The sequence below is a fragment of the Treponema sp. R6D11 genome (assembly GCF_054786075.1).
Map to the genome: position 1 here is coordinate 32,911 of NZ_BDHD01000003.1, position 21,590 is coordinate 54,500.

The 21,590-nt window shown below is 42.3% G+C and carries 19 protein-coding genes; 12 read left to right on the forward strand and 7 right to left on the reverse strand.

Annotated elements, in window-relative coordinates; all coding sequences use genetic code 11:
* Positions 1-8 precede the first annotated feature (8 nt).
* Positions 9-2,192: a hypothetical protein gene (locus tag ACYVTD_RS00955; RefSeq protein ID WP_461245904.1), complete on the forward strand. Its 2,184-nt coding sequence runs from the start codon at positions 9-11 to the stop codon at positions 2,190-2,192.
* Here ACYVTD_RS00955 and ACYVTD_RS00960 read toward each other — a convergent pair.
* Complete coding sequence (locus ACYVTD_RS00960) at positions 2,189-2,788, reverse strand: penicillin-binding protein activator LpoB (RefSeq protein WP_461245905.1); 600 nt, start codon at positions 2,786-2,788, stop codon at positions 2,189-2,191. The genes ACYVTD_RS00955 and ACYVTD_RS00960 overlap by 4 nt on opposite strands.
* Positions 2,789-2,799: 11 nt before the next feature.
* Positions 2,800-4,173: a COG3014 family protein gene (locus tag ACYVTD_RS00965; protein WP_461245906.1), complete on the reverse strand. Its 1,374-nt coding sequence runs from the start codon at positions 4,171-4,173 to the stop codon at positions 2,800-2,802.
* Between the two features lie 217 nt (positions 4,174-4,390).
* Here ACYVTD_RS00965 and ACYVTD_RS00970 point away from each other — a divergent pair, with 217 nt between their 5' ends.
* The 6 genes from ACYVTD_RS00970 (at position 4,391) to ACYVTD_RS00995 (ending at position 11,807) form a co-directional block, all read left to right on the forward strand.
* The gene (locus ACYVTD_RS00970) at positions 4,391-4,852 is read left to right on the forward strand and encodes a hypothetical protein (RefSeq protein ID WP_461245907.1); all 462 of its coding nucleotides are present in this window, start codon (positions 4,391-4,393) and stop codon (positions 4,850-4,852) included.
* Between the two features lie 26 nt (positions 4,853-4,878).
* Entirely contained in the window at positions 4,879-8,418 is a 3,540-nt protein-coding gene (locus ACYVTD_RS00975) for a glycosyl hydrolase family 8 (protein ID WP_461245908.1), read from the forward strand.
* A gap of 70 nt (positions 8,419-8,488) precedes the next feature.
* Positions 8,489-9,235 (forward strand): RsmE family RNA methyltransferase, encoded by a 747-nt coding sequence (locus tag ACYVTD_RS00980; protein WP_461245909.1) that lies wholly within the window; start codon positions 8,489-8,491, stop codon positions 9,233-9,235.
* Positions 9,232-10,032: a hypothetical protein gene (locus tag ACYVTD_RS00985; RefSeq protein WP_461245910.1), complete on the forward strand. Its 801-nt coding sequence runs from the start codon at positions 9,232-9,234 to the stop codon at positions 10,030-10,032. The genes ACYVTD_RS00980 and ACYVTD_RS00985 overlap by 4 nt, the downstream gene beginning before the upstream one ends.
* Positions 10,029-11,198 (forward strand): cysteine desulfurase family protein, encoded by a 1,170-nt coding sequence (locus tag ACYVTD_RS00990; protein ID WP_461245911.1) that lies wholly within the window; start codon positions 10,029-10,031, stop codon positions 11,196-11,198. Before ACYVTD_RS00985 ends, ACYVTD_RS00990 begins: the two co-directional genes overlap by 4 nt.
* A 15-nt stretch (positions 11,199-11,213) precedes the next feature.
* Positions 11,214-11,807 (forward strand): iron-sulfur cluster assembly scaffold protein, encoded by a 594-nt coding sequence (locus tag ACYVTD_RS00995; RefSeq protein ID WP_461245912.1) that lies wholly within the window; start codon positions 11,214-11,216, stop codon positions 11,805-11,807.
* 1 nt (position 11,808) lies between these two features.
* Here ACYVTD_RS00995 and ACYVTD_RS01000 read toward each other — a convergent pair whose 3' ends face one another.
* Positions 11,809-13,374: a P83/100 family protein gene (locus ACYVTD_RS01000; RefSeq protein ID WP_461245913.1), complete on the reverse strand. Its 1,566-nt coding sequence runs from the start codon at positions 13,372-13,374 to the stop codon at positions 11,809-11,811.
* 140 nt (positions 13,375-13,514) lie between these two features.
* On the opposite strand from ACYVTD_RS01000, the gene ACYVTD_RS01005 reads away from it, so the two are divergent.
* The 5 genes from ACYVTD_RS01005 to ACYVTD_RS01025 all read left to right on the forward strand — a co-directional run bounded on the left by ACYVTD_RS01005 (position 13,515) and on the right by ACYVTD_RS01025 (position 17,180).
* Positions 13,515-14,624, forward strand: a complete 1,110-nt coding sequence (locus ACYVTD_RS01005) for a methyltransferase (protein WP_461245914.1) — start codon at positions 13,515-13,517, stop codon at positions 14,622-14,624.
* Positions 14,621-15,307: a beta-ketoacyl synthase chain length factor gene (locus tag ACYVTD_RS01010; RefSeq protein WP_461245915.1), complete on the forward strand. Its 687-nt coding sequence runs from the start codon at positions 14,621-14,623 to the stop codon at positions 15,305-15,307. Before ACYVTD_RS01005 ends, ACYVTD_RS01010 begins: the two co-directional genes overlap by 4 nt.
* A gap of 202 nt (positions 15,308-15,509) precedes the next feature.
* Entirely contained in the window at positions 15,510-16,088 is a 579-nt protein-coding gene (locus ACYVTD_RS01015) for a lysophospholipid acyltransferase family protein (RefSeq protein WP_461245916.1), read from the forward strand.
* 7 nt (positions 16,089-16,095) lie between these two features.
* Positions 16,096-16,866, forward strand: coding sequence for a polysaccharide deacetylase family protein (locus tag ACYVTD_RS01020; protein WP_461245917.1), 771 nt, complete (start codon positions 16,096-16,098; stop codon positions 16,864-16,866).
* 62 nt (positions 16,867-16,928) lie between these two features.
* Entirely contained in the window at positions 16,929-17,180 is a 252-nt protein-coding gene (locus ACYVTD_RS01025) for an acyl carrier protein (protein WP_461245918.1), read from the forward strand.
* Here the strand turns inward: ACYVTD_RS01025 and ACYVTD_RS01030 are convergent.
* From ACYVTD_RS01030 to ACYVTD_RS01045, 4 genes are read right to left on the reverse strand one after another with little or no spacing between them, the layout of a single operon-like run.
* Positions 17,152-17,517, reverse strand: coding sequence for a hypothetical protein (locus ACYVTD_RS01030; RefSeq protein WP_461245919.1), 366 nt, complete (start codon positions 17,515-17,517; stop codon positions 17,152-17,154). The two genes, ACYVTD_RS01025 and ACYVTD_RS01030, sit on opposite strands and share 29 nt — an antisense overlap.
* Before the next feature lie 5 nt (positions 17,518-17,522).
* A complete protein-coding gene (locus tag ACYVTD_RS01035; protein WP_461245920.1) occupies positions 17,523-18,806 on the reverse strand; it encodes a B12-binding domain-containing radical SAM protein in 1,284 nt (427 codons plus the stop codon).
* Positions 18,803-20,344, reverse strand: a complete 1,542-nt coding sequence (locus ACYVTD_RS01040; protein ID WP_461245921.1) for an HAL/PAL/TAL family ammonia-lyase — start codon at positions 20,342-20,344, stop codon at positions 18,803-18,805. The genes ACYVTD_RS01035 and ACYVTD_RS01040 overlap by 4 nt, the downstream gene beginning before the upstream one ends.
* Positions 20,341-21,564, reverse strand: coding sequence for a beta-ketoacyl-ACP synthase (locus ACYVTD_RS01045; RefSeq protein ID WP_461245922.1), 1,224 nt, complete (start codon positions 21,562-21,564; stop codon positions 20,341-20,343). The genes ACYVTD_RS01040 and ACYVTD_RS01045 overlap by 4 nt, the downstream gene beginning before the upstream one ends.
* Between the last annotated feature and the right edge of the window lie 26 nt (positions 21,565-21,590).

Sequence of the window (21,590 nt, forward strand, 5' to 3'; positions counted from 1 at the left end):
ATTTAAATATGCCTGCGCGTGTTTCATTAAAAACTTCTATATTTATGTTTCTTGGCAGTCTTGCCCTCGCCGTGGGGCTGATTTTTCTGCTTGATTTCTTGTTTTCTGGTCCAAAACTAGGTACGCATTATGATTTTCTTTTAAAATACAAAAAACCCGTTGTCTCCAACGAAATTTTAATCATCGAAACCGATGAATTCATAGAAGGTGGCGACTTTTTTACTGTCTTGGTAACTTTAACAGAGATGGAAGCCGCCAATTTAGTCTTGGCGGGCAGACTTTCTCCTTCCGCAACACCAATAACATTGACGGAAGCCGATATTCGCAGATCTTTTGTCGATGAATACGAAAAAATAGACTCTAATATTCGCAACCTGTTTGAAGGTATTCGCATGGGTTTTGTTACGCCGCAGAAAGCCCCGCTTTTTGTAGAGCAGGTAGTAGAATCTGCACAGCAGGGTAAAGAGCGGCTTATTAGAATTTTAATTGATAGGGACGAGGATTTAGTTCGATCCGTCGCCGTCTTTGGCAATTATCTTGATGCGTACTCAAAGCCTCAGTTGGATAAAGACGGAAAATTAAGACGGGTAAAACCTGTCGAGATTGACGGGTCTGCCGAGTATCCCTTGTATGTCAACTTAAAAAACCGTTACGCGGTTTCACATATAGAAACAACGGATAAAAAATTTATTTTATGGCTGCGCGGACATGACGGAAAAGATTTAGATATAACGCTGGATAACGACGGCAATATTATTACTCCGTGGAACTGTAATTTTCGCCGCGTTAATATAGAACTTTTTCGCAAATATGAAACAGCGGATAACGTTATGCTAGACCTTCTAGCGCAGGCAAATGAATTAAAAGTTTTCGCTGATATTTTACCCGAATCAATTCCGCTGTTCCTTGGCGAATACGCTAAAACTCTTCTTGAAGATTTAATAAAAACACCTAACAAAGAAAACCGCGCCGCATGGTTAACCGCTCGTACAAATTATTTTAAGAGCTTGAACGATTTTTTTGATAACTTTAATGAAACAAGTTTTATTGGCAGGTATGAAGATTTAATCGCTGATACAGATTCATCAAGAAAAGCGGAACTTGACAAATTAATTGATACAAAAAATAAATTAATGAACTTGTTTGCATTGATGCGTGGAACATACGGGGAATTATCCGTAAGCCAATCAAAATTAAAACAAGAGCTTGGTTTGTCCCTTTGCATAATGGGTAATGAGCCAAACGCTAAATATTCCGCTATGCTTGCAAATGCGTTGATTACAGGCAGCCATATAAAGCCTGTTCTTCCACGTTATGTGATACTTTTGTCAATTGCCGTTGTTTTTATCATTTTAGTAATTATTTTTATGATGCGTCCTATCGCTCTTTTAATTGTCGGATTGTTTTTAAGCATAGTGTCCACAGGTTTATATAGCGGAGTTTTTATTATTTATTCTTACTGGATGGATCCGTTAATAGTTTTTTGTTCGTCTTTTGCCGCCGTTCTTTTTATGTTTTTTTGTAAATATGCCTATCTTAATTACAGGGCGCGGGCTTTTCGCTCTGCATATAGGACTGCTGTTTCAAAAGATGTTTTACAAAAACTTATTTTTTTAGGAAGACCTGGACTTTCTGAAGTTAATGTTTCTTATGCGGCGGTTATCGCAATTAAAGATCCCAATCTTTTTGAAAAAGAGGAAGTAGAGACGACAAAAGAAACGGCAAAATTAAAAAGAATATTTTACGCAACGGCTAGAAGAGTCCTTTTTAACGCGGGAGCCGTTATCGCGGGCTTTGAGGGCGATACAATACTCGCCTGTTACGGCTCTCCGCTTGATCTTCAGCCAAAGTTAGCCGCTTACAAGTGGACGGAAGACGGAAAGGCAATCGCCAAATCGTATCACCCTGCGGATAAAGCCTGCGCTCTTGTAAGACAATTATTAAGGGACAAAAAAATTACTTGGCAGTTTGGCGTAGACTCAGGCGACTGTACTTTTTCATGGTCGCCTGAAAGCGGATTTACAGTAAGCGGAAGTCCGGCTGTACACGCAAGAAATCTGGTTTTAAAAACAGCGCGGTACAAAGCCCGCGCTCTTATTTCTAATGTAGTTCGTGAAAAAATCGGTCTTAATAAAAATCAAACCGTAGCTTATTATGCGGGGAATGATTCTTTTTTTGAGTTAAAGACTTAAAGTTTATTCTTTGGTCTTGTAACTTCTTTTGTAATAGAATTGTCCTGACCTATCCACATTCTCGCGTTGGTTTCGATATTGGTAAGTTCTGCGGTAACAAAATATGTCCTAACGCTGCGGTTTCCATCTCTGTCTACTATCGTTCTTACAGAGCCTGTCATCATAAAATCAGCGCCTATTTCTTTGCCAAGAGCCGCAGCTGTAGCTTCGCTTGCGTTCCCTTGCTGCTCCTGTTTTTCCGCGCGAAGATCGGCTCTTGTATCTCCGCCTGCGACAAAGTCAAGTTTGCCGCTGTTAAAAATTACGTTTTCCATAATGGAAGTAATAATTTCCGTGTCGATATGCTCGTCGCTGGCATTTTTAAATTTGCCTACGATAACAACCGGTTTTTTGTTTCCTCTTGCCTTGATTTCCTGATTGACTCTTGCGCTGGAAAGGCAGTCATTAACCAAAGTTTCACAAACAATTTTTACATCGACGGCGTTCCAATAGCCGCTTAACTCTTTTTGTGTTCCCGACTCCACGCGTTTTACTTTTGTTGTTTCGCACGCGGACAATAAAAGAACAACACTCAATACGACAGCAATTTTTTTCATATTTATCTCTCCTATCTTAATTTAACGGACTGTATTAAATTTAATCCGTCGATTTTTACAGTTACATCTGTAAAATTTTCATTGTAAATTACTTTATTACCATTACAATACTTTATTATAACAGAATATGTTCCAGGGTCAAGATTGATGCCGCCGATATATGCCTTGTCCGGCAGATAGCGGGACATTCTTATATCGGCTTGTTCCGAAGCGTCCATTGCCGCCCTTGCGCCTGCGGCTATTGCTAATCCAGCTAAAGCGTCGTCCTTTCTTACCGCTTCCATAGCCGCTATATCGGCAACTACATATTTTATAATGGTGCGTATATATGTCTTTAATAAAATATTGGAATAATGGGCTTTAAAAGTTTCTTCGATAACGGAACCCATATCTTCAAGTAATTCAAGATCGAATTTTTTATCGCCGTCTACTTCTACCTCTATTCTGTTTATTATACTTGGTCTTTTTACCATTACCGGAAGTTTAAACGCGGCAATTTGTAATATAGGGTGTTGAAACGGAAGGTAATGAATGATAAGTTTTTGCTCTTTTATCGGAGACAATCCAGTAAAACTTATTATGTTAAGCCTTGCCATTCCGTCTGGAATATCGCGCGCTTGCTCTACCGCGTTGGGAACCGCGCCGTTGTAAATATTTCTGTTAGTTGAATAAGCCCTGTAAATTTGGTCAAATTCAATGCGTGATGAGTCCTCGTTTCCGTCAGCCTGATAAAAAAGAGCGCCCAGGTAACGGGCAAGCGCGGAATTGGAAAAATTTACAGACTTTACTTCGGGAAGACTGCCTACCCCTGTTTCTTTTTTTACCGTGTCGTTTAAACTGGCTCCTGTTTTTGGATCTCTATATTCGTATTTTCGCGCAAGCATTTCCAGTTTTCCGCTTGAATTGCTTAATTTTCTTATTTCCACTAATGCGCCTTCTATGTCGTTTCTGCTGTAATAATTCAGCGCGTTAAAAACATTTAAATAGATATTTTCAAAATCCTCGCCGGGATATTCTTTTATATTGTCGTTGGTAATGTAGGATAAAAAACCTTCGGATATACTTTTTGTGTACGCTTCTTCGATTAATCGTTCCGCGTTTTGTAAATCAGCTGAAGAAGCGGAGTAGTTACCCGCGTAATGCTCAAGCAAGCCTTTATCCAAAAAGAGCATAATAGCGTTTTTTTGCGAGTAGAGAACTTTCTTGCTATCCTGTTTTTTTACAATTGTATCGACTGCTGTTGAATAATTAGATTGGTCAACAGAATGGTCAATTTCTTTGTACGCGCCGGAGCTTGTCGCGCAGGATAATACAGTAAAAGCCAATAAAAAGATTTTAGCGGTTTGTAATGCTGTTTTTATTTTTTTTGCGCTAAATTCAGTCATTTTTAATTTATTAACGGTTATTAATGTTTTGTCAATATGCGGTATTTATGACGTAAATGGTAAAATTGTCATTATTTATTTATAAAAATTGTTTGACAAATATTATAATAAGTTTTATAGTTCATTAATGATATTTCTTCATATATTAAGGAATATTTTTACTCTACCTTATATTTTGTTTTATACAAAACATAATAATACCAAAAACAGCTTTTGTTTGTTTATCTGCTTTCTGTTTACGGTCGGCAGTCTTTCAGCTTTATCCGGCGAGTTTGCCGGTTTGGGTGTTGAAGGCAACGCTAATACCCGCGAAGGCGCGGCTTTTGGCGGAAGTTTGTCTGGCGGCGTGGATTTGGATAATCAATTTAGTCTTGGGCTTAGAATTGCTTTAAGTTCAAATATGGATACAGTAACAACAATGGAACCTGCGGTTTTCTTTCGATATTATGTTCCATTAAAAATCAGCGGGCTTTTTACACAGGCGGAGTTGGGTATGTCGTTCTTTTTTGAAGACGGCGAGAGTTATCCAGCGTTTTTGGGAGGTCTGGCTTTTGGTTGGCGTTACAATGTGAATAAGAATTGGTATATAGAACCTTCGGTCAGGATGGGGTATCCTTTTCTATGGGGATTGGGTTTTTTGGCTGGATTTAGTTTTGATATAGCCGCGTTGCGGCAGTAATAATTTTATTTGTTTGGGAGAAGATGATGAAAAAGTGTACTGTTATAACGCTTGTAATAATGGCGCTGTTGACAGCTTGCAGTAATCCCTTTGTTAATGATATTCTGCCGGATAAAAATGATATAAATAGCCCAATCATTAACAATCCCAACAATCAATCTGCTTCTCCTATCACAATCAGTATTGTGATGTCTGGTAATGTTGGAACCGACAATGTTAATGCGACACCCACATCAGGTAATGTCGGAGATGAAATAACGATCAATTATACCGTTGCCAATGACAAACTTCACAATCGGCTTGTTTTCTCCGGCACAAGAATGGCTATCGCTACGGTGGACAGTTACGGCAGTGGTACAAAAAAATATACAATAGCAAATGAAGACGCAACTGAAAGCACTATCACTATTAATGCGGTATTTGCACACTCGGATAAGATACTTAATACCATAGCATTTGCAGATAACGGTAATGTAACCAAAGAATACGGCGATCCTCCGTTCACTAAAGCAATTACAAATACAGGATCAGGCACAGGAGCGATAACATATTCCTCAAGCGATACAAATGTAGCGACAGTGAACAACAGTGGAGAAGTAACCATACTTTATATTGGAACAACAGAAATCACCGCGACAAAGGCGGCTGACGCGACTTATGAACAAGCCATAGCCATGTACACCCTGAATGTCATACCAAAGACCGTGGATATATCCAGATCTACGATCATTGATTTTGAGGCTGACGTGATAGGACAAACGTATGACTCCACCAAGGCAGGTTCAGCGCCAACTGTAAAAGTAGCTGCCGACCCGCTCCATTCAGGGCAAAAATCTCTGCAAATTACCAGCACTACCTATAATCAGGCTGCTATCGTTCCGGTTAATCTGCCCACTGAACTGCAAAACTACAAATCTTTCTCATTCAGATTTAACCTGTTAAGCAGCGCCAATTTAACCGATCAATCAATAATGGTTTACGTCGCGAAGAATCCTTCGGCTTTCCTGCAATACGGTTTTGGAAACCCGGCGGACAGCTCATACCCTCAATTTGCGGACAAACTGCTGGGAAGCACGCCGGCAGAAACTATCGGCGACAACCATAGAAACAAATGGACTTCTTACACGCTAACCATCAGCAATCCGGGCGCGGCAATCAGGGATTTAAAAGGTGATATTTATATCGCTATTGGGATTAACATTCAAAATGGCGCGGATTATTTGTTAGACGATCTTACCTTCCTGATGAAAGACGATTTTAATCCGCCACCAATTATAATACTGCCGCCGCCTAATCCGCCTGCAATCGGAGCCGTGTCATCAGGAAATTACCGCAATATGTTTAAAGAGTGGGGAAAAACAGATGCGGAAGTAACCGCAAAGGTAAACACCACATGGAATAAATTGTTTTATGGTTCCGCTACTGAGAAAGTCTATTATGAAGTGGCTTCTGACATGGCATACATTCTGGATTCGGGTAACAACGATGTGCGTTCCGAAGGAATGTCATACGGCATGATGATGTGTGTGCAACTGGACAAAAAAACTGAGTTCGACCGCCTTTGGAAATGGGCAAAAACAAATATGTATAACACAACAAATGGCGGAAAAAATGGACGTGGTTATTTTGCATGGCAATGCGGTACAGACGGCAGTAAAAAAGATGTTAACCCCGCCCCTGACGGCGAATTTTATTTTGTAACCGCGCTGTTGTTCGCGTCCGCTCGCTGGGGAGACGGAACAGGCGATTTTAATTACGGGAAATGGGCAAGACAGGTTCTCTATGATATGTTGCATCGTACAGCGCCGCCTGATCCTTATGGTGAACCGCCATTGTTTAACAAAACAAACTATATGACCTACTTTACCCCCTATGGCGGAGATCTGTTTACAGATCCTTCTTATCATTTACCTGCGTTTTATGAAGTTTGGGCGTTAGAATTGGAAAATGACTGGAATCATAATCAACTATACGATACTACTAATACATGGAAAACTTTGGCAGAATTAAAAACTGACATTGATTTTTATAAACAGGCGGTGAGTACAAGCCGGACTTTCTTCCCAACAGCAACAAACGCAACAACAGGACTTGGACCCGATTATGCCAATTTTAACGGAACGCCCAGAAGCGGGGAGCATGGTGATTTCCGATATGACGCATGGCGGATTGCAATGAATATTGGTATGGACTACGCATGGTGGGCGGCAGATTTATGGCAAAAGACGTTTGCCGACAGGATTCAGGCGTTCTTTGCCGGCAAAGGAGTCAGTTCCTATGGAAGCCTGTGGACATTAAGCGGGACGCTACTTAGCGCAAATAACGCGGGAGATCATTCGCCGGGGCTGGTTGCCTGTAATGCGGTCGCGTCCCTTGCGGCGACAAATGAGAACGCATGGAAATTTATAGAAAATTTCTGGGATATGCCAATGACATCAGGGCAATACCGTTACTATGACGGATGTTTGTATATGCTTGGTTTGTTACATGTAAGCGGCAACTTTAAGGCGTATCTCTCTGCCAATACTACGCCAATTCCAAGTTCAAGTATTAGCCCGACAACCGCAACATTCGATAAAAAGACCAGTCTGCAAGCAGACATTGCCGTAACCATGACGCTTAACGGCAATACTTTGACAAACATCAAAAACGGCGCAACAACACTTACAAGCGGTACTAATTATACTGTAAACGACAATGCGGTAACTATTAAGAAAGAATACTTGGCAACACAAGCTGTTGGCACAACAACGCTAACATTCATATTCAGCGCCGGGTCAACCCAAAACCTTGTTATCACGGTTGTTGATACGTCCAATTCAAGTATTAATCCGACAACTGCGACATTCGATAAAAGATCTGACTTGCAAGCAGATATTAATGTAACCATGTCGCTTAATGGGAATACATTTACAGACATCAGTAATGGTGGAGCAACACTTACAAGCGGTACTAATTATACAGTAAGCAATAATACGGTAACAATTAAGAAAGAATATTTGGCAACACAAGCTGTTGGCACAACAACGCTTGTCTTTACATTCAGCGCGGGAACAGCCCAAAACCTTGTTATAACGGTAAAGGAAAGTCCTGCTGGTGGAGGAACTGGGACGAGTTATGACTTTGCAGTTGATACCATACCTACAGGATACCCGACAATTAGCGGCGCAACAGGCACTGTGGAAATAATTGGACAAGTTCTAAAAGTTGTAAAAACCGCTACTAATTATGGAACCATGAAGTTTACATTACCTTTCAATTTGGGAACAAAAAATCTTTCCAATTATTCCAGTATTAAAATAAATATACGGGGAGTGGGTACTCCTGCAGGAGGAGATACCACTGATTACAATAATAAATCGCTGACGGTAGAAATTGGTAATACTGGTACTGCGCTTGGAACCGTAAGCAACTCTGGTTTGAACGAATCTTTTAAAGATGTACCAGTGAATATTACTTTAGGTACAGCATCTAATTATTCTGGAGAATTAGAGCTAACATTTGTAATCGGTACTACTACTAAGGGGTATACTTGTGAAATAACAAGCATAGAATTAGTACCCTAACCAATAATACCCCTGCAGAGGCAAGCCGCGGGGTATCTCATTTTTTTAAATTATTTGATATACTCTAGTTGTGAATATTATATTATTTGAAGAGCATGAATTGGGTCATAGTCTTCCCAGAAGGGACGAGCGGACAATTCATCTCTTGAAGGTTTTACATAAAAAAGCAGGCGATGAATTTGAAGCCGGTATACTCGGCGGGCTGAAAGGGACTGGCAGAATCGAAAAAGTCAATTTTGACGGTTCTGTTTTTGTTACAGTCCAAGCCTCAGAGCCGCCGCCTGAGCGTCTGCGGTTAAGAATGGCTGTCTCCTTTGTGCGCCCGATACAACTTCGCCGTATTTTCAGGGATCTTTCCTGTATAGGAGTGTCCGCGATTGATCTTGTAGGCTCCGATATGGGAGAAAAAAGTTACCGCGATACAAAATTATTAATAGACGGCGGTGCGCACGCCGCGCTTGTGGAAGGAGCGGCGCAGGCGCGCGATACCATAATACCGACGATCAATGTATTTGACAGTCTTGATTCATGGCTGAATGAGAGTCCTTGGAAGAAGACCGATAATTTACGTATCCCTATGTTAATTGCGGCTGATAATGTGCGGGCGGAAGGCTCTTTCTTTAACCTTTCCGTAACAAGCAGACCGATGGTAGTCGCCATAGGTCCGGAAAGAGGCTGGTCAGACAGGGAGCGCGACTTGTTTGAAAGCGCCGGATTTTTACGGCTATCCATGGGAGCGCGCGCCCTTCGTACAGAAACAGCTTGCACGGCAGCGGCGGCGCTTGCAATGGAAAAAATAGAGGAGAGTAGTTTATGAATCAGGACAAAGTAAAACAAAAACTACTGGCAATCGAAGACGCGCCGCTAGAGTTCTCTCTTATTTATTCTGGAAAGAAAAGCAAAAAAGTAAACGGACTTTACAAACCCGCCACAAGAGAAATTATAATTCATAACCGTAATTTCCAGCCAGACGAAGCAGGGCAGAATTTACTGCTTTATACGGCAATACATGAATACGCTCATCATCTGCACGCCTGCTCGCGGGGAGGCACACTTTCGCCCAGAGCGCATAACAGCGAGTTTTGGGCGATTTTTCACGCATTGCTTGAAAAGGCGGAAAAGAAAAAAATCTACAGCGATGTTTTTTCCGTATCGCCTGAATTATTAAAATTGACGGATGTTATCCGCGACAAATTCTTAAAAAACAACGGAGAGCTTGTAAAAGAAATGGGAAAACACCTGCTAAAAGCCCATGATCTTTGCACGGGAATAGGCGTGCGCTTCGAGGACTATGTTGACAGAATGTTACGCATTCCAAGAACAGCCGCAAACATGGCGATAAAAATGTTCGAGTACGATCTTGCCCCCGAAGTCGGAGCCGATAATATGCGCTTCCTTGCTGGTATTCGCGACGGCGATGAGCGAAAAGCCGCCGAGAGCGCGCTTATTAAAGGCAAGAGTCCCGACAGTGTTAAGGTTCAGGTGCGTAACAAAAACAAAGAAGAAGACCCCGTTGTTTTGCTGGAAAAAGAAAAAACAAGACTTGAGAGGACAATTGCCACTCTCAGCAAACGTCTTGATGAAGTGAAAAAGGAATTAAAAGAAAAAAAATGAGAAAAGTGTACATTGATTACAACGCGACAACTCCGTTAAGAAAGGAAGTAAAAGCCGCGATTACGGAAGACTTGGAAATATTCGGGAACGCTTCCAGTATGCATGCGTCTGGAAGATTGGCTCATGCAAGGGTAGAGCAGGCAAGAACCGCCGTAAAAAACCTTATCGGCGCAAAGGACGGAACAATAGTTTTTACGTCGGGTGGGTCGGAGTCCAATAATACTGTCTTTCAGACAATGCGGCATTTAATCGATACTTCCGCCTCAAAAAACCGCGATGAATTTATTACAACCGCTATTGAGCACCCTTGCGTAATGAATTCAGCTGCTTTTTTAAAAAATTCAGGGTATAAAGTTACAATTCTGCCTGTTGATGAATACGGAAAACTTAAAATAAATGAGCTTGAAAAAACGCTTAACGATAAAACTTTATTTGTATCTGTAATGACAGCTAACAATGAAATTGGCACTATACAGGATATTAAAAAAATTACCGCCCTTGTAAAAAAAGCGGGCGCATATATGCATGTAGACGCTGTGCAGGCGGTTGGAAAAATACCCATAAACGTGGAAGAACTTGGAGTAGATTATCTTACAATGTCGGCGCATAAAATTTATGGTCCAAAAGGAATAGGCGCATTATATGTAAGGAAGGGCGCTCCTCTGTTTCCGCTTGTACACGGCGGTCATCAGGAAGACGGTTTAAGGGCGGGAACTTACAACAACATTGGAATCCTCGGTTTTGGAAAAGCGGCGGAACTTGCCGCAGGCGAAGTTGATGAATACGGTAAAAAGCTCTCCGTACTGCGCGATAAATTGCGTCGGGAACTTACGGAAAAAATCCCGAATATAAAAATAAACGGTCACCCTACGGACGTGCTTCCAAATACGCTGAATGTTTCTTTTCCCGGCGCGGAGGGGGAGTCTATACTGCTTTCCATGGATATGCAGGGAATTGAGGCTTCTACAGGCTCAGCCTGCGCTTCCGGGAGTCTTGAGCCGTCTCATGTGCTTCTTGCTACGGGCGTTGGTCCTGAATTGGCGCACGGTTCTATCCGTTTTAGCCTTGGGTGGGGTATTACAGAAGACGATATTGATTATATAATAGAAGTACTTCCGCCGATTATCGCGCGGCTTAGGGCAATGTCAACATTGGCGGAAACTTAAAAAAGAAGGGGAAATATGTCGGACTGGTTATACTCGGATACAGTTAAAGAACATTTTACAAATCCGCGTAATGTGCTCTTGGAAGACGAGGCTGTTTTCGCGCCAGACGCGAAAGGGCAGACCGGAAACATAAAATGCGGCGATCAAATGCTTATGCTCTTAAAAATTAAAGACGACGTTATTACGGACGTGCGCTGGAAAACTTACGGTTGCGCAAGCGCCATCGCTTCTACCAGTATGCTCTCCGAGACAATAAAGGGAATGAAACTGGAAGACGCTTATAAGATTCGTCCCGAAGACCTTGTAGTCAAACTAGGAGGGCTTCCAAGTTTTAAGATACACTGTTCCGTGTTAGGTGATAAAGCCCTTCGCGCCGCAATAGACGATTATCTTGCAAAGACCGGACGTCCCGGACTTTTTGTAGAGGAAACTGTTGTTATTTGTCATTGCGTAGGCATTACGGATAAGGATATAGAAGAAGCTTTTCATAATGGAGCGAGAAACTGGGAACAGCTTCAACAGGCGACAAAAATAGGAACAGTCTGCGGAAGTTGCAAAGAAAAAGCCGTGGATCTTCTCCACGGCTTTGAACACATTTACGGTAATTAGGCTATTTGTTGCCGCCGCCGCTTGCGCTTGCGCTACCGCCGCCTTCGGTTAAATCAGCCGCATTTAACGATAATGCGGAGCCGTCTTCGCGCTGAGTTAAGAGACGACCCTGCTGTACAATTACAGTGCTTTCAGGATGTACCCTAACGGTTGATTTTGCCTGTAATTCAAGGTTTGTGTTAAAGCGTCCTATGTAATACTGATTTTTTGCAAGATCAACTATTATCGCGTAAAGATCATTTCCGTTTACCCATAACAGGCTTCCCGATTTAATATCGTCATTGCCCTGTCTTGCCATTTCAAGACCGACAGGATTTATTTCGATAAGGCGTACCGCGCCCTGACCTTTGTTTTCACCGGCAATGGCAAGAATTCGTCCGCCGATAATCGCAACCGTTCTTACATGGACTGAATCAAGAGGAGATCTTTTTGTTTCTTTTCCGTCGGCAATGCTTAGGCGGACAATGCGACCCATCGTTGTCGGAGTTGTTCTTTCTATTGTTACGCCATAAACGCCGCTTGTATCCTGCGCAATGGCATTCTGCTGATCTTTTGCGATTTCCTGTCTCTGTTGCTGGGCTTCATCTGATTTCTTCTCGGCAAAATCTTCAAGCTTTTGGGCTTCTTCTTTTTTCTGATCAACCGCCTCTTGTTTTTTATCTAAATCTTCATTAGCTTTTTTTGCGTCATCTGCAGTGATTTTCCCTTGCTGTTGATCTTCCTGTACTTTTTGCCTGTCTTGCGCTATTTGTTTTTCTTCTTGTTTTATTTCTTCGCGTTGGGTCTTAGCTTGCTGTTCCGCTTTCTGAGCTTCGCGTTCCTGCAGATTAACCATATCGCGGCGCTGAGGAATACCCTGATCGTCTTCCTTTCTCATTTCTTCTATGACTTTTTTGTCGGTGATGGTGCTGGTATCAATAGAGCTTAAACCGCCGATTCCCAAAGGAATAACCATTAAAGTCCTTCCGGGCCATTCGTCATAACGGAGAGAAAGCCCCGCTTTTTCTTTAGTAAGATTGTTAATAACTTGAGTTTTATATCGACTTGTAAAATAATCCCAATTACCTCTGTATACGGCGTTGTAAATGGTAATATATTCAGCTAACAACGCGGCGTCTTTTTCCGAATAATTGTACGCTGTTTGCAGGTAACCCTGAATAATAACGCGCAGGTTTCTTACATGATCTACGCCTGTATCGACCCCAAGACCCATAATATCAGAGTCGATTTTGTTCCCTTCTGCGCCTGATACGCAGTGAATTACAAAATACCTGTTGTTTGTTCCGGCTTCAAAAATGTACGAGTATGTCTTTTTTTGTTCGACAGTCAAACCGGCTAATTTTGCCGCATTACCTTTTTCGCTGTCGGAAATTTGCTGTCCCAAACCCACGCCAATCTGCCGTATTTGCTCTCTTGTGTCCAAAATAGCATGCGGACCTTCATAATTAATAAATACAACAGGCGGAAGGTTTTGCAACTCGTCTTTGTTAACCTGAGAATAACCCATAACCGCAGTTACGGCAAAAATGATTGCGGCAATTAAAAATTTACTTTTTTGCATTTTCATAATATGGTCGCTCCTGATACTTAATTATAGTATATATTCTTGAATTTAGGAATAGTATAAGAAGAATCATGTTGACGGAAAAAGCTGATATTGTGTCATTTGACAGGTATGCCCATTATTGCTATATTTTATAGATAATAATGAATATACTGGAATATACGCCTAAAAACTACACAAAAGATAACATAAGAGCTATTGACGCTAAATTTGAAGCCCAAAAAATCGCCTTTGCCCCCCTTACTTTTCAAGCGGTAAGGGCTCTTTTGGAATTGGGGCTTTTAAAGGCTGTTTCCGATTCCGGCGAAAAAGGGATTACCATTGAGAAGACGGCGGAAAAAGCCGAAATTTCCCTCTATGGCGTGAAAGTCCTTTTTGAGATTGCTTTAGGTATGAACCTTATAAAGATGCTTTCGGAAGGCGGCGAGGCTCGTTTTGTTCTGGGAAAGACAGGCTGGTTTTTGCTGGAAGATGAAATGACTAAGGTGAATTTTAACTTTAGCAACGATGTATGTTATAAAGGTGCTTTTGAACTTAAACGGTCAATAGAGGAAGGAAAGCCTCTGGGACTTGAGGTTTTTGGGCATGAAGGAAAAACCATTTATGAGGTTCTTTCGACTTTGCCTGAAAAAGTAAAGGAAAGCTGGTTTGCCTTTGATCATTTTTATTCCGATATAGTTTTTGAAGAAGCTATCCCCATTGTTTTCTCCCACAAACCAAAAAAAATTATTGATATAGGCGGAAATACCGCTAAATGGGCTATTTGCTGTTGCCGCCATGATCCCAATGTAGAGGTAACCATTGTAGACCTTCCCGGACAGACTCATGTAGCGGAACAAAAAATAGCGCAAGCCGGTTTTTCAGACAGAATAAAAACTCTTGCCTGTAATGTTCTGGATAATAAATCTATTATTCCTTCCGGCGCAGATGTAATTTGGATGAGCCAATTTCTTGATTGTTTTTCGCTTGATGAAATTACAATGATTATGGAAAAAGCGCATAACGCGGCGGGAACTAATACAAATGTTTATATTCTTGAGCCATTTTGGGATAAACAGCGTTTTGAAGCCGCATCTTTTTCGCTTCAAGCCACGTCGCTTTATTTTACTTGTATGGCAAACGGGAACAGTAAAATGTACCGCTATGGTGAATTTGCGCAGGCAATTGAAAAAGCGGGCTTTGACATTGTTGACGCTCGGCATAATCTTGGTTCTAATGATTACTCGCTTCTGTGTTGCCGGAGCAAGTCGTGAACGCCCCTTACATTTCCCGTCTTTGCGCGTGGGCTCCAGGAATAGAGAACCCAAGTGAATGGGAGCAATGGGCGCAGGGCAAAAGGGACATATCTTCCGATACGCAATCGCCTGCAATCGCCTTTACCGATTCACTGTTCCGCAGACGATTAAGTCAAATTTCAAAAATGACAGTGCAGGTTGTTCATGATTTATTGCCTGTGGGAGAAAATACAAAAATGTTTTTTGTCTCATTTAGGGGAGAACTTTCACGGCAGTATCAAATTAACAAGATGTTGATAGAAGAAAAGTCCCTAATGCCTGCGGCGTTTTCGCTTTCAGTTTTTAACGCTCCTGCGGCGCTGGCTTCAATTGCGTTGGGGCTAAAAGGGGGATACTCGGCGCTATATCCGGGAAATAATTCTTTTGCCGCAGGTCTTTCTGCCGCGTCAGCGTCTTTTGTTTCCGAAAAACAAGAAGAACTTATTTTTGTTTATGCCGATGAACAAGCGCCGCCTGAATACGGACGCTATGTTAATGAATGTTCTCCCGCAATAGCCTTCGCGTTTCTTTTAACACGAGAACCTCAATCTTTCTCTATTCCGCTTTCGTCAGTTAAGGAAGGAGAGGATTACCTTTCGGGTCGCCCGCTTGATTTTCTCAGGCGGCTCCTTCTTTGCGGGAAAATACATGTTACCTCCTGAATTGCCTCCAATATCAAATAAACTACTCTATGCGTATCGTGTATTGGCAAAGTGGTTTTCGTTTTTTGTTTTTGGATTAGGTACGCTGGTTCTGGTAATAATATTTTTTCCCATTATGTGTCTTTTGTTTCATCCCAAAGAACGTTTTAAAAAATATGGAAGGCGTTTTGTATCAGCTTCCATGAGATTTTTTATTTCAATTATGCATTTCATTGGAATTGTAGATCTTAAAACCGATAATACTGAAAACTATCGGCATCTTTCGTCAAAGATAGTAGTTGCAAATCATCCGTCCCTTCTTGACGTAGTTATGCTTCTTTCTCTTATTCCAAATGCCGACTGTATTGTAAACACGGATTTAAATCGCAATTTTATTGTAAGAGGAGTAGTACGCTGTCTCTATATACTTAATTCCCTTGATCTTGAAAGCATTTTTCAAGCTTGTACGGAATCTTTAAAACAGGGAAACTGTTTAATTATTTTCCCGGAAGGAACAAGAACCCCACGCTATGGAAAAAATATTATCAAAAGAGGAGCCGCCCGTGTTGCTCTTGTTTCTGGTTGTAATATTGTTCCATTGCATATAGGCGGTACGGACAAATATGGTCTTGGGAAAAAAGATCCTTGGACAGGATTTAATCCCAGCGAGCGTTATATCTATGATATAAGCATGGGATCTGAAATTAATCCCGAAAAATACAGAGATCTTCCCGCGCCAAGAGCGGTAAGGGCTATGACCAGAGAAATGGTCGCTTTTTTGTTTCCTGAAAAAAAGGTGTAGGCAAAAAATGCTGAGAAAAAATACAATGAATAATAAATTTGCGCCTTTTATTGCGCCGCTTCTGTTGCTTTTTCTATCCTCATGTATGAGTATAAATCACAGCAGGGCGGAGCTTAATATTCCTCGCTCCACAGTTTACTTTAGTTTTGATGACGGACCTAACGCCCAAGACGATACAACCATTCGGTTGCTTGATGTGCTAAAAAAATATCAAATTAAAGCAGTTTTTTGTTTGTTAGGTGTAAATGCAGAGCGTGCTCCAGAGCTGGTTAAACGCATATATGATGAAGGACATTGTATTGTCAATCACGGATACTCTGACAAATGGGCAAGCCGAATGAAGCTGGAGGAATTTAGAGATAACCTTATTCGCGGTGGAGCGGCAATTTCATCGGCTTTGGGACGCAATATGTATCCCAAGTTGTACCGTCCTCAGGGAGGGTTTTATAATTCAGCGCAGGAAAAGATAATTCGCGATGAAGGTTATATATTAGTTCCAAGTAATATTAGAGCGTATGACGCTGTTATTGACGGAACAAAAAAGAGTAAAGTTGTAAGGGAAATTATCAAAAAAACTGATAAACAGGGCGGCGGAATTATTTTACTCCACGACGCAAGGGATTCTTATGTTCAGGCGGAAGCGCAACTTGCCAAAGATCCACAAGGCGTTTTTAACCGTTCATGGATTCCCGATACTGTAGAAGAAATAATAACTATCCTTTTGGAGAAGGGATTTATCTTAAATAGTCCTGATATTTTAACAGTTATCGGTAATTGACAAAAACCGCTATTTAGGCAATATTTTCATATAACCGTATTATTGTTGAAATGGGGTTTTTTTTGAACAAGACAGCTATTTATGAAAAAATAAAAGAATTAATGGTCTGCGAATTTAAGCTTGACGCTGATTCAATCACTCCTGAGAAACACTTGAGTAATGATCTCCAGTTGGATTCATTGGATATAGTTGATCTTATACTCAGATTAAGCGACTATATAGGGAAAAAAATTGAACCTGCCATTTTCAATGACGCCCGCACAGTGCAAGATTTAGTTGATTCTATTACTCCGTTTTGGAAATCAGATTTATAACCTCATTGGCGGCAAGTTGCCGATAGGCAGGTTCCGCTCCGTCCGTAAACTTAACTTCAAAAAATTCTTCGTCATAAAATGAAAGTTTTGAACCTGTATTGGGACTGCACTCAAGGTACATAATCTCGCTTAGGCTCAGTCCCTTGCTGGCGCAAATCTGCTGTGCAAGAGTTTTTCCGGCGGCGGTAATCGAAGTTCCCGGATTATCCTGATAAAGCTCCGTAACAATAACAATGGTTTTTTCTTTTTTAATAATTTTAAGACCGCAACGGGAAGGCATATCCCATTGTCCCTTAAAATCGAAAACTTCATCGTAGTATTTTTCGGGTACTCGCATTTTTTCTAACCGCTTACCCCAATGTTCCGTACAATGTCTTTTCCAAATGATTTATGAATCAGCCGCCGGTTGCGTGGGCGGTAAGTTCCGTCTTCCATTTCACGGTCAACAACCGCTGAAAGCAAGTGGAACATTTTTTCTTCCTGAGTCTCATCTTTATAAAAAGTTTTCCATGCATAATCGTACAGTTCTTGCAAACGCTCGGCGCTCATGTGTTTTGGGGTAAATACCACTTGCCCAGCGTTAAAATGATCCCAGTCATGATCAAAAATGCGTCCCTGCCTTGCCAAGTCGTCCCATGCTTTGGTGTGTGGGAAAGGAGTCATTACCGTAAACTCCGCAAGATCAAGATTTATTTCCAACAGAAAGTCGATAAGCCGCTTGCAATCGTCTTCTGTTTGATTATCCAATCCCAAAAGAATCGTACCTTCTACGCCGATGCCGTAGTCGTGATAGCGTTTAACACGCTCTTTTATGTAATCTGACGTGTCATAAACAGCCTGATACACATACCAAGCTCCTGCGCGGGCTGCAAGTTCCAGCACTTTTGGGTCGTCTTCGATGGTGTGGCTGATCCATTTCTTTTTAAGCGGTATCATTTCGCGGAACAGCTCCATTTCCCATTCTTTGTCCTGCGCCAACGAATTGTCCACTACAAAGAGACGATTGTTTTCTATACCAGCCAATTCCTCAACTACCTTTTCAAACGGACGTGGGCGGAATGATCTTCCGCCGAGATAGGAAACTGCGCAGGGGTAACAACTGAAGCGGCAGCCTCGTGACGCATGGAAGAGGTCTACCATCTGAACGCCTTTGTGGTTGTACAATTCACGTTGGTACAGATCGCGTCTTGCCGATCCTACCGATTCAATCGGCGGCTGTTTGGGCATAAAGTTGTACACCTTTTGAAGTTTACCCTGTTTCCAGTCCGTGATAACTTGTTCCATGCGAGTTTCCGCCTCACCAAGAAATACAGAGTCTGCGTGCTGAATGGTTTCCTCGGCGTGCAACATAGTTGAAATACCGCCAAAGATAACTTGCTTGCCTCTTTTGCGGTATTCGTCTGCAATAGCCCAACCCCGCTTTACCTGCGTGCTTAACATCATGGAAATTGCTACAAGATCGCAAGTCTCATCAAAGTTAAGGGTTTGGACATTTTCATCGGTAAAAGTAACTTCCACATCGGACGGCAAAGCGGCTGCAAATACCACAGGTCCATGTGGAGGCAGATTAAAAGTAGTTTGTCCTGGAAGTTTATTCCATTTTGGATAAATAAGTTTTATTTTCATGGACGCAGGCTAAAATGCCGTTCCTCTATTAATTTTAAGGTCTTACGCAGATCGTCTTCTAACGGACGGTCATCTGCAAGCGGTTTAAAATAAGCGGCAATTTCGTTATATGTTTTTTTCGCCTGTCCCAAGTCGTTTTCTTTTAGTTCGCCCTTTTTCAACCGGAGATCGATAGCCTGAAAAGCGGCTAACAGAAGGGCGGCTGTTACCTGCGCCGTCAGTTTATTGATACGCGCGCAGTCACGGGCGGCTATAGTACCCATGCTTACCTTATCCTGATTATGACATTCGGTAGAACGGGAAAATACGCTCATTGGCATTGTGTTTTTTAACGCCTCGGCAGTCCACGCTGAAACGGCAATCTGTACGGCTTTGAATCCGTGATTGCAGGCGATGGCTCCGCTCGTTCCTGTAAGATTTGGAGGAAGCCCTCGGTTGTATTTGCTATCAACGATAAGTGCAAGTTGTCTGTCCATAAGATCTGCTATATTGGCTATGATGTTTTTAAGCGAATCCATAGCAAAGCAGATGTGTCCGCCGTAAAAATGTCCGCAGTGGTATACCGATTGCGTTTCGGGATCAATGAGCGGATTGTCGTTTGCGCTGTTCATTTCGGTCTCGATGAAATTGCGCAGGGTATCGCGCATGTCGTAGAATAAACCGATTACATGCGGAGCGCAACGAATAGAGTAGGGGTCTTGAATCCTTGCCGGCGCGGAAAGCGTTCCCTGATTTTCTTTTGGCAGACTTTCGCGTATTTTTTCTGCGGATAAAGCCTGTCCCACATGGGGCTTTAACTCGAAAAGCCTTTTGTTAAAATGATAAGCGTTGCCTTTAAGCGCGATTGAATTCATCGCTGTTATACGACATGAAAGATCGGCAAGATATTCCGCATCTGAAAAAGCGAGAGCGGCAATTGCGTTCATCACTGCGGTTCCGTTCATTATGGCAATGGCTTCTTTGGGACGGAATTGATAGGGAGCTTTGCCCAATTCCGCAAGCACTTCGGAAGAAGAGCGAACTTTACCCTGATAGCGGACTTGCCGCTCTCCGATAAGAGCGCCTGCAAGGTATGAAAGAGGGGTAAGATCGCCTGATGCGCCTACGGAGCCTTCTTGAGGGACAAGCGGCAGAATGTCATGCTCAATAAAAAAATCAATGTAGCGCAACAGTTCCATGCTTACGCCAGAATATCCCATTGCCAGAGTATTGAGTCTTACGATCATCAACGCCCTGACTGTTTCATCGTCAAAATAATCTCCCATGCCGCAACCGTGGAAACGGGTTAAATTAATCGGCAGCTCTCGGTATTGTTCCGCTTTTACGGTTTCAGTGCAGGAATCGCCGTAACCTGTGGTAACGCCGTAGATTCCGCCGTGTTTTGCCAACATCGAATCAAGAAGGGCAGACCCCTTCTCGATCTTCGCCTCAAATTCTGCGCTCTGGCAGAGCCGTGCTTCTATTTGTTTTTTTGCCGCAGAAACAAGAGTTTCTATAGTTAATCGAGACTTGCCAATTTCAAATATTTCTTTACTCATAGTATGTTCCTGAAAATAAGCGAAGTATTGACTCCTCCAAAGGCGAAATTATTTGACATGATATACTCCCCGTCAATCTTCCGTCCGTCTCCGGTGATATAATCAAGCGGTCCGCAACGAGGATCAAGTTCTTCAAGATTAAGGTTGGGGCAGAACCATTTTTCTTTCATCATGTTAATTGCAATCCACGCTTCAATAACGCCGCACGCTCCCAAAGTGTGCCCTATGTAACTTTTTAACGTGCTTGCCGGAACAGGTCTATTAAAAATATCCGCTGTAGCCCAACTTTCGGCGACATCGCCTGTATCTGTGGCGGTTCCGTGAGTATTCACATAAGAAATTGAAGAAGGATCAAGTTGAGCGTCTTCCAAAGCCAACTTCATGGCTATGCCCATAGTACTGCGGTTCGGCTGGGTAATGTGAGTGCCGTCTGTATTAGTTCCAAATCCGACAACTTCGGCAATTATCTTTGCCCCGCGTTTTACCGCATGTTCATATTCTTCCAGTATTAGCGTTCCAGCTCCTTCGCCGACAACAAGACCGTCGCGGTTTTTGTCATAAGCCGCCGGAGTTTTTTCGGGGTTGTCGTTTTTGGAACTTGCGGCAAAGAGAGTGTCAAAGACAGCGGCGTTTGCGGGACTTAATTCTTCCGCGCCGCCTGAGAGCATAATGTCTTGAACGCCATGCTTTATGGTTTCGTAAGCGAATCCGATTGCCTGACTGCTTGAAGTGCAGGCTGTGTTAGTTGTAATAATTCTTCCGGTTAAACCGAAAAATACGCCGATATTTGCGGCGCAAGTTTGAGGCATTGCCTTGATGTAGGTAGTGGCGCTCATGTTGGTCAGATCATTAAGAACAAGCATACTGTAAAAATCCATTAAAGAATCAACACTGCCCATTGAGGAACCATAAGCGACTCCGCAACGACCGTTTTTTAATTCAGGATCGTCCGCATTTATGCCTGCGTGCGCCAATGCTCTGTCTGCTGAAACAAGGGCAAGCTGGGCGACTCTGCCGAGTCCTCTGGTTTTCTTACGCGGATAGTCGGGCATAGTAAAATCTACCGGAACGGCAAGCCTTGTATTCATGCGAGTATATCTGTCCCATTCATTCATTCTGCGGACGCAGTTTTTTTTCTCTTTGAGCTTTGCCAGTATATCTGACCATTCGCTGCCCAATGCACTGACTATTGACCCGCCGGTAATGACCACCCGTCTCATGTTGACCTCAGTTTAGCGCGGCTGTA

Bases quoted from the DNA above. Each gene is read 5' to 3' on its own strand.
- ACYVTD_RS00955 (WP_461245904.1), top strand. From the start codon at position 9: ATGCCTGCGCGTGTTTCATTAAAAACTTCTATATTTATGTTTCTTGGC.
- ACYVTD_RS00960 (WP_461245905.1), bottom strand. From the start codon at position 2,788: ATGAAAAAAATTGCTGTCGTATTGAGTGTTGTTCTTTTATTGTCCGCG.
- ACYVTD_RS00965 (WP_461245906.1), bottom strand. From the start codon at position 4,173: ATGACTGAATTTAGCGCAAAAAAAATAAAAACAGCATTACAAACCGCT.
- ACYVTD_RS00975 (WP_461245908.1), top strand. From the start codon at position 4,879: ATGAAAAAGTGTACTGTTATAACGCTTGTAATAATGGCGCTGTTGACA.
- ACYVTD_RS00985 (WP_461245910.1), top strand. From the start codon at position 9,232: ATGAATCAGGACAAAGTAAAACAAAAACTACTGGCAATCGAAGACGCG.
- ACYVTD_RS00990 (WP_461245911.1), top strand. From the start codon at position 10,029: ATGAGAAAAGTGTACATTGATTACAACGCGACAACTCCGTTAAGAAAG.
- ACYVTD_RS00995 (WP_461245912.1), top strand. From the start codon at position 11,214: ATGTCGGACTGGTTATACTCGGATACAGTTAAAGAACATTTTACAAAT.
- ACYVTD_RS01000 (WP_461245913.1), bottom strand. From the start codon at position 13,374: ATGAAAATGCAAAAAAGTAAATTTTTAATTGCCGCAATCATTTTTGCC.
- ACYVTD_RS01005 (WP_461245914.1), top strand. From the start codon at position 13,515: ATGAATATACTGGAATATACGCCTAAAAACTACACAAAAGATAACATA.
- ACYVTD_RS01015 (WP_461245916.1), top strand. From the start codon at position 15,510: ATGCATTTCATTGGAATTGTAGATCTTAAAACCGATAATACTGAAAAC.
- ACYVTD_RS01020 (WP_461245917.1), top strand. From the start codon at position 16,096: ATGCTGAGAAAAAATACAATGAATAATAAATTTGCGCCTTTTATTGCG.
- ACYVTD_RS01030 (WP_461245919.1), bottom strand. From the start codon at position 17,517: ATGCGAGTACCCGAAAAATACTACGATGAAGTTTTCGATTTTAAGGGA.
- ACYVTD_RS01035 (WP_461245920.1), bottom strand. From the start codon at position 18,806: ATGAAAATAAAACTTATTTATCCAAAATGGAATAAACTTCCAGGACAA.
- ACYVTD_RS01040 (WP_461245921.1), bottom strand. From the start codon at position 20,344: ATGAGTAAAGAAATATTTGAAATTGGCAAGTCTCGATTAACTATAGAA.
- ACYVTD_RS01045 (WP_461245922.1), bottom strand. From the start codon at position 21,564: ATGAGACGGGTGGTCATTACCGGCGGGTCAATAGTCAGTGCATTGGGC.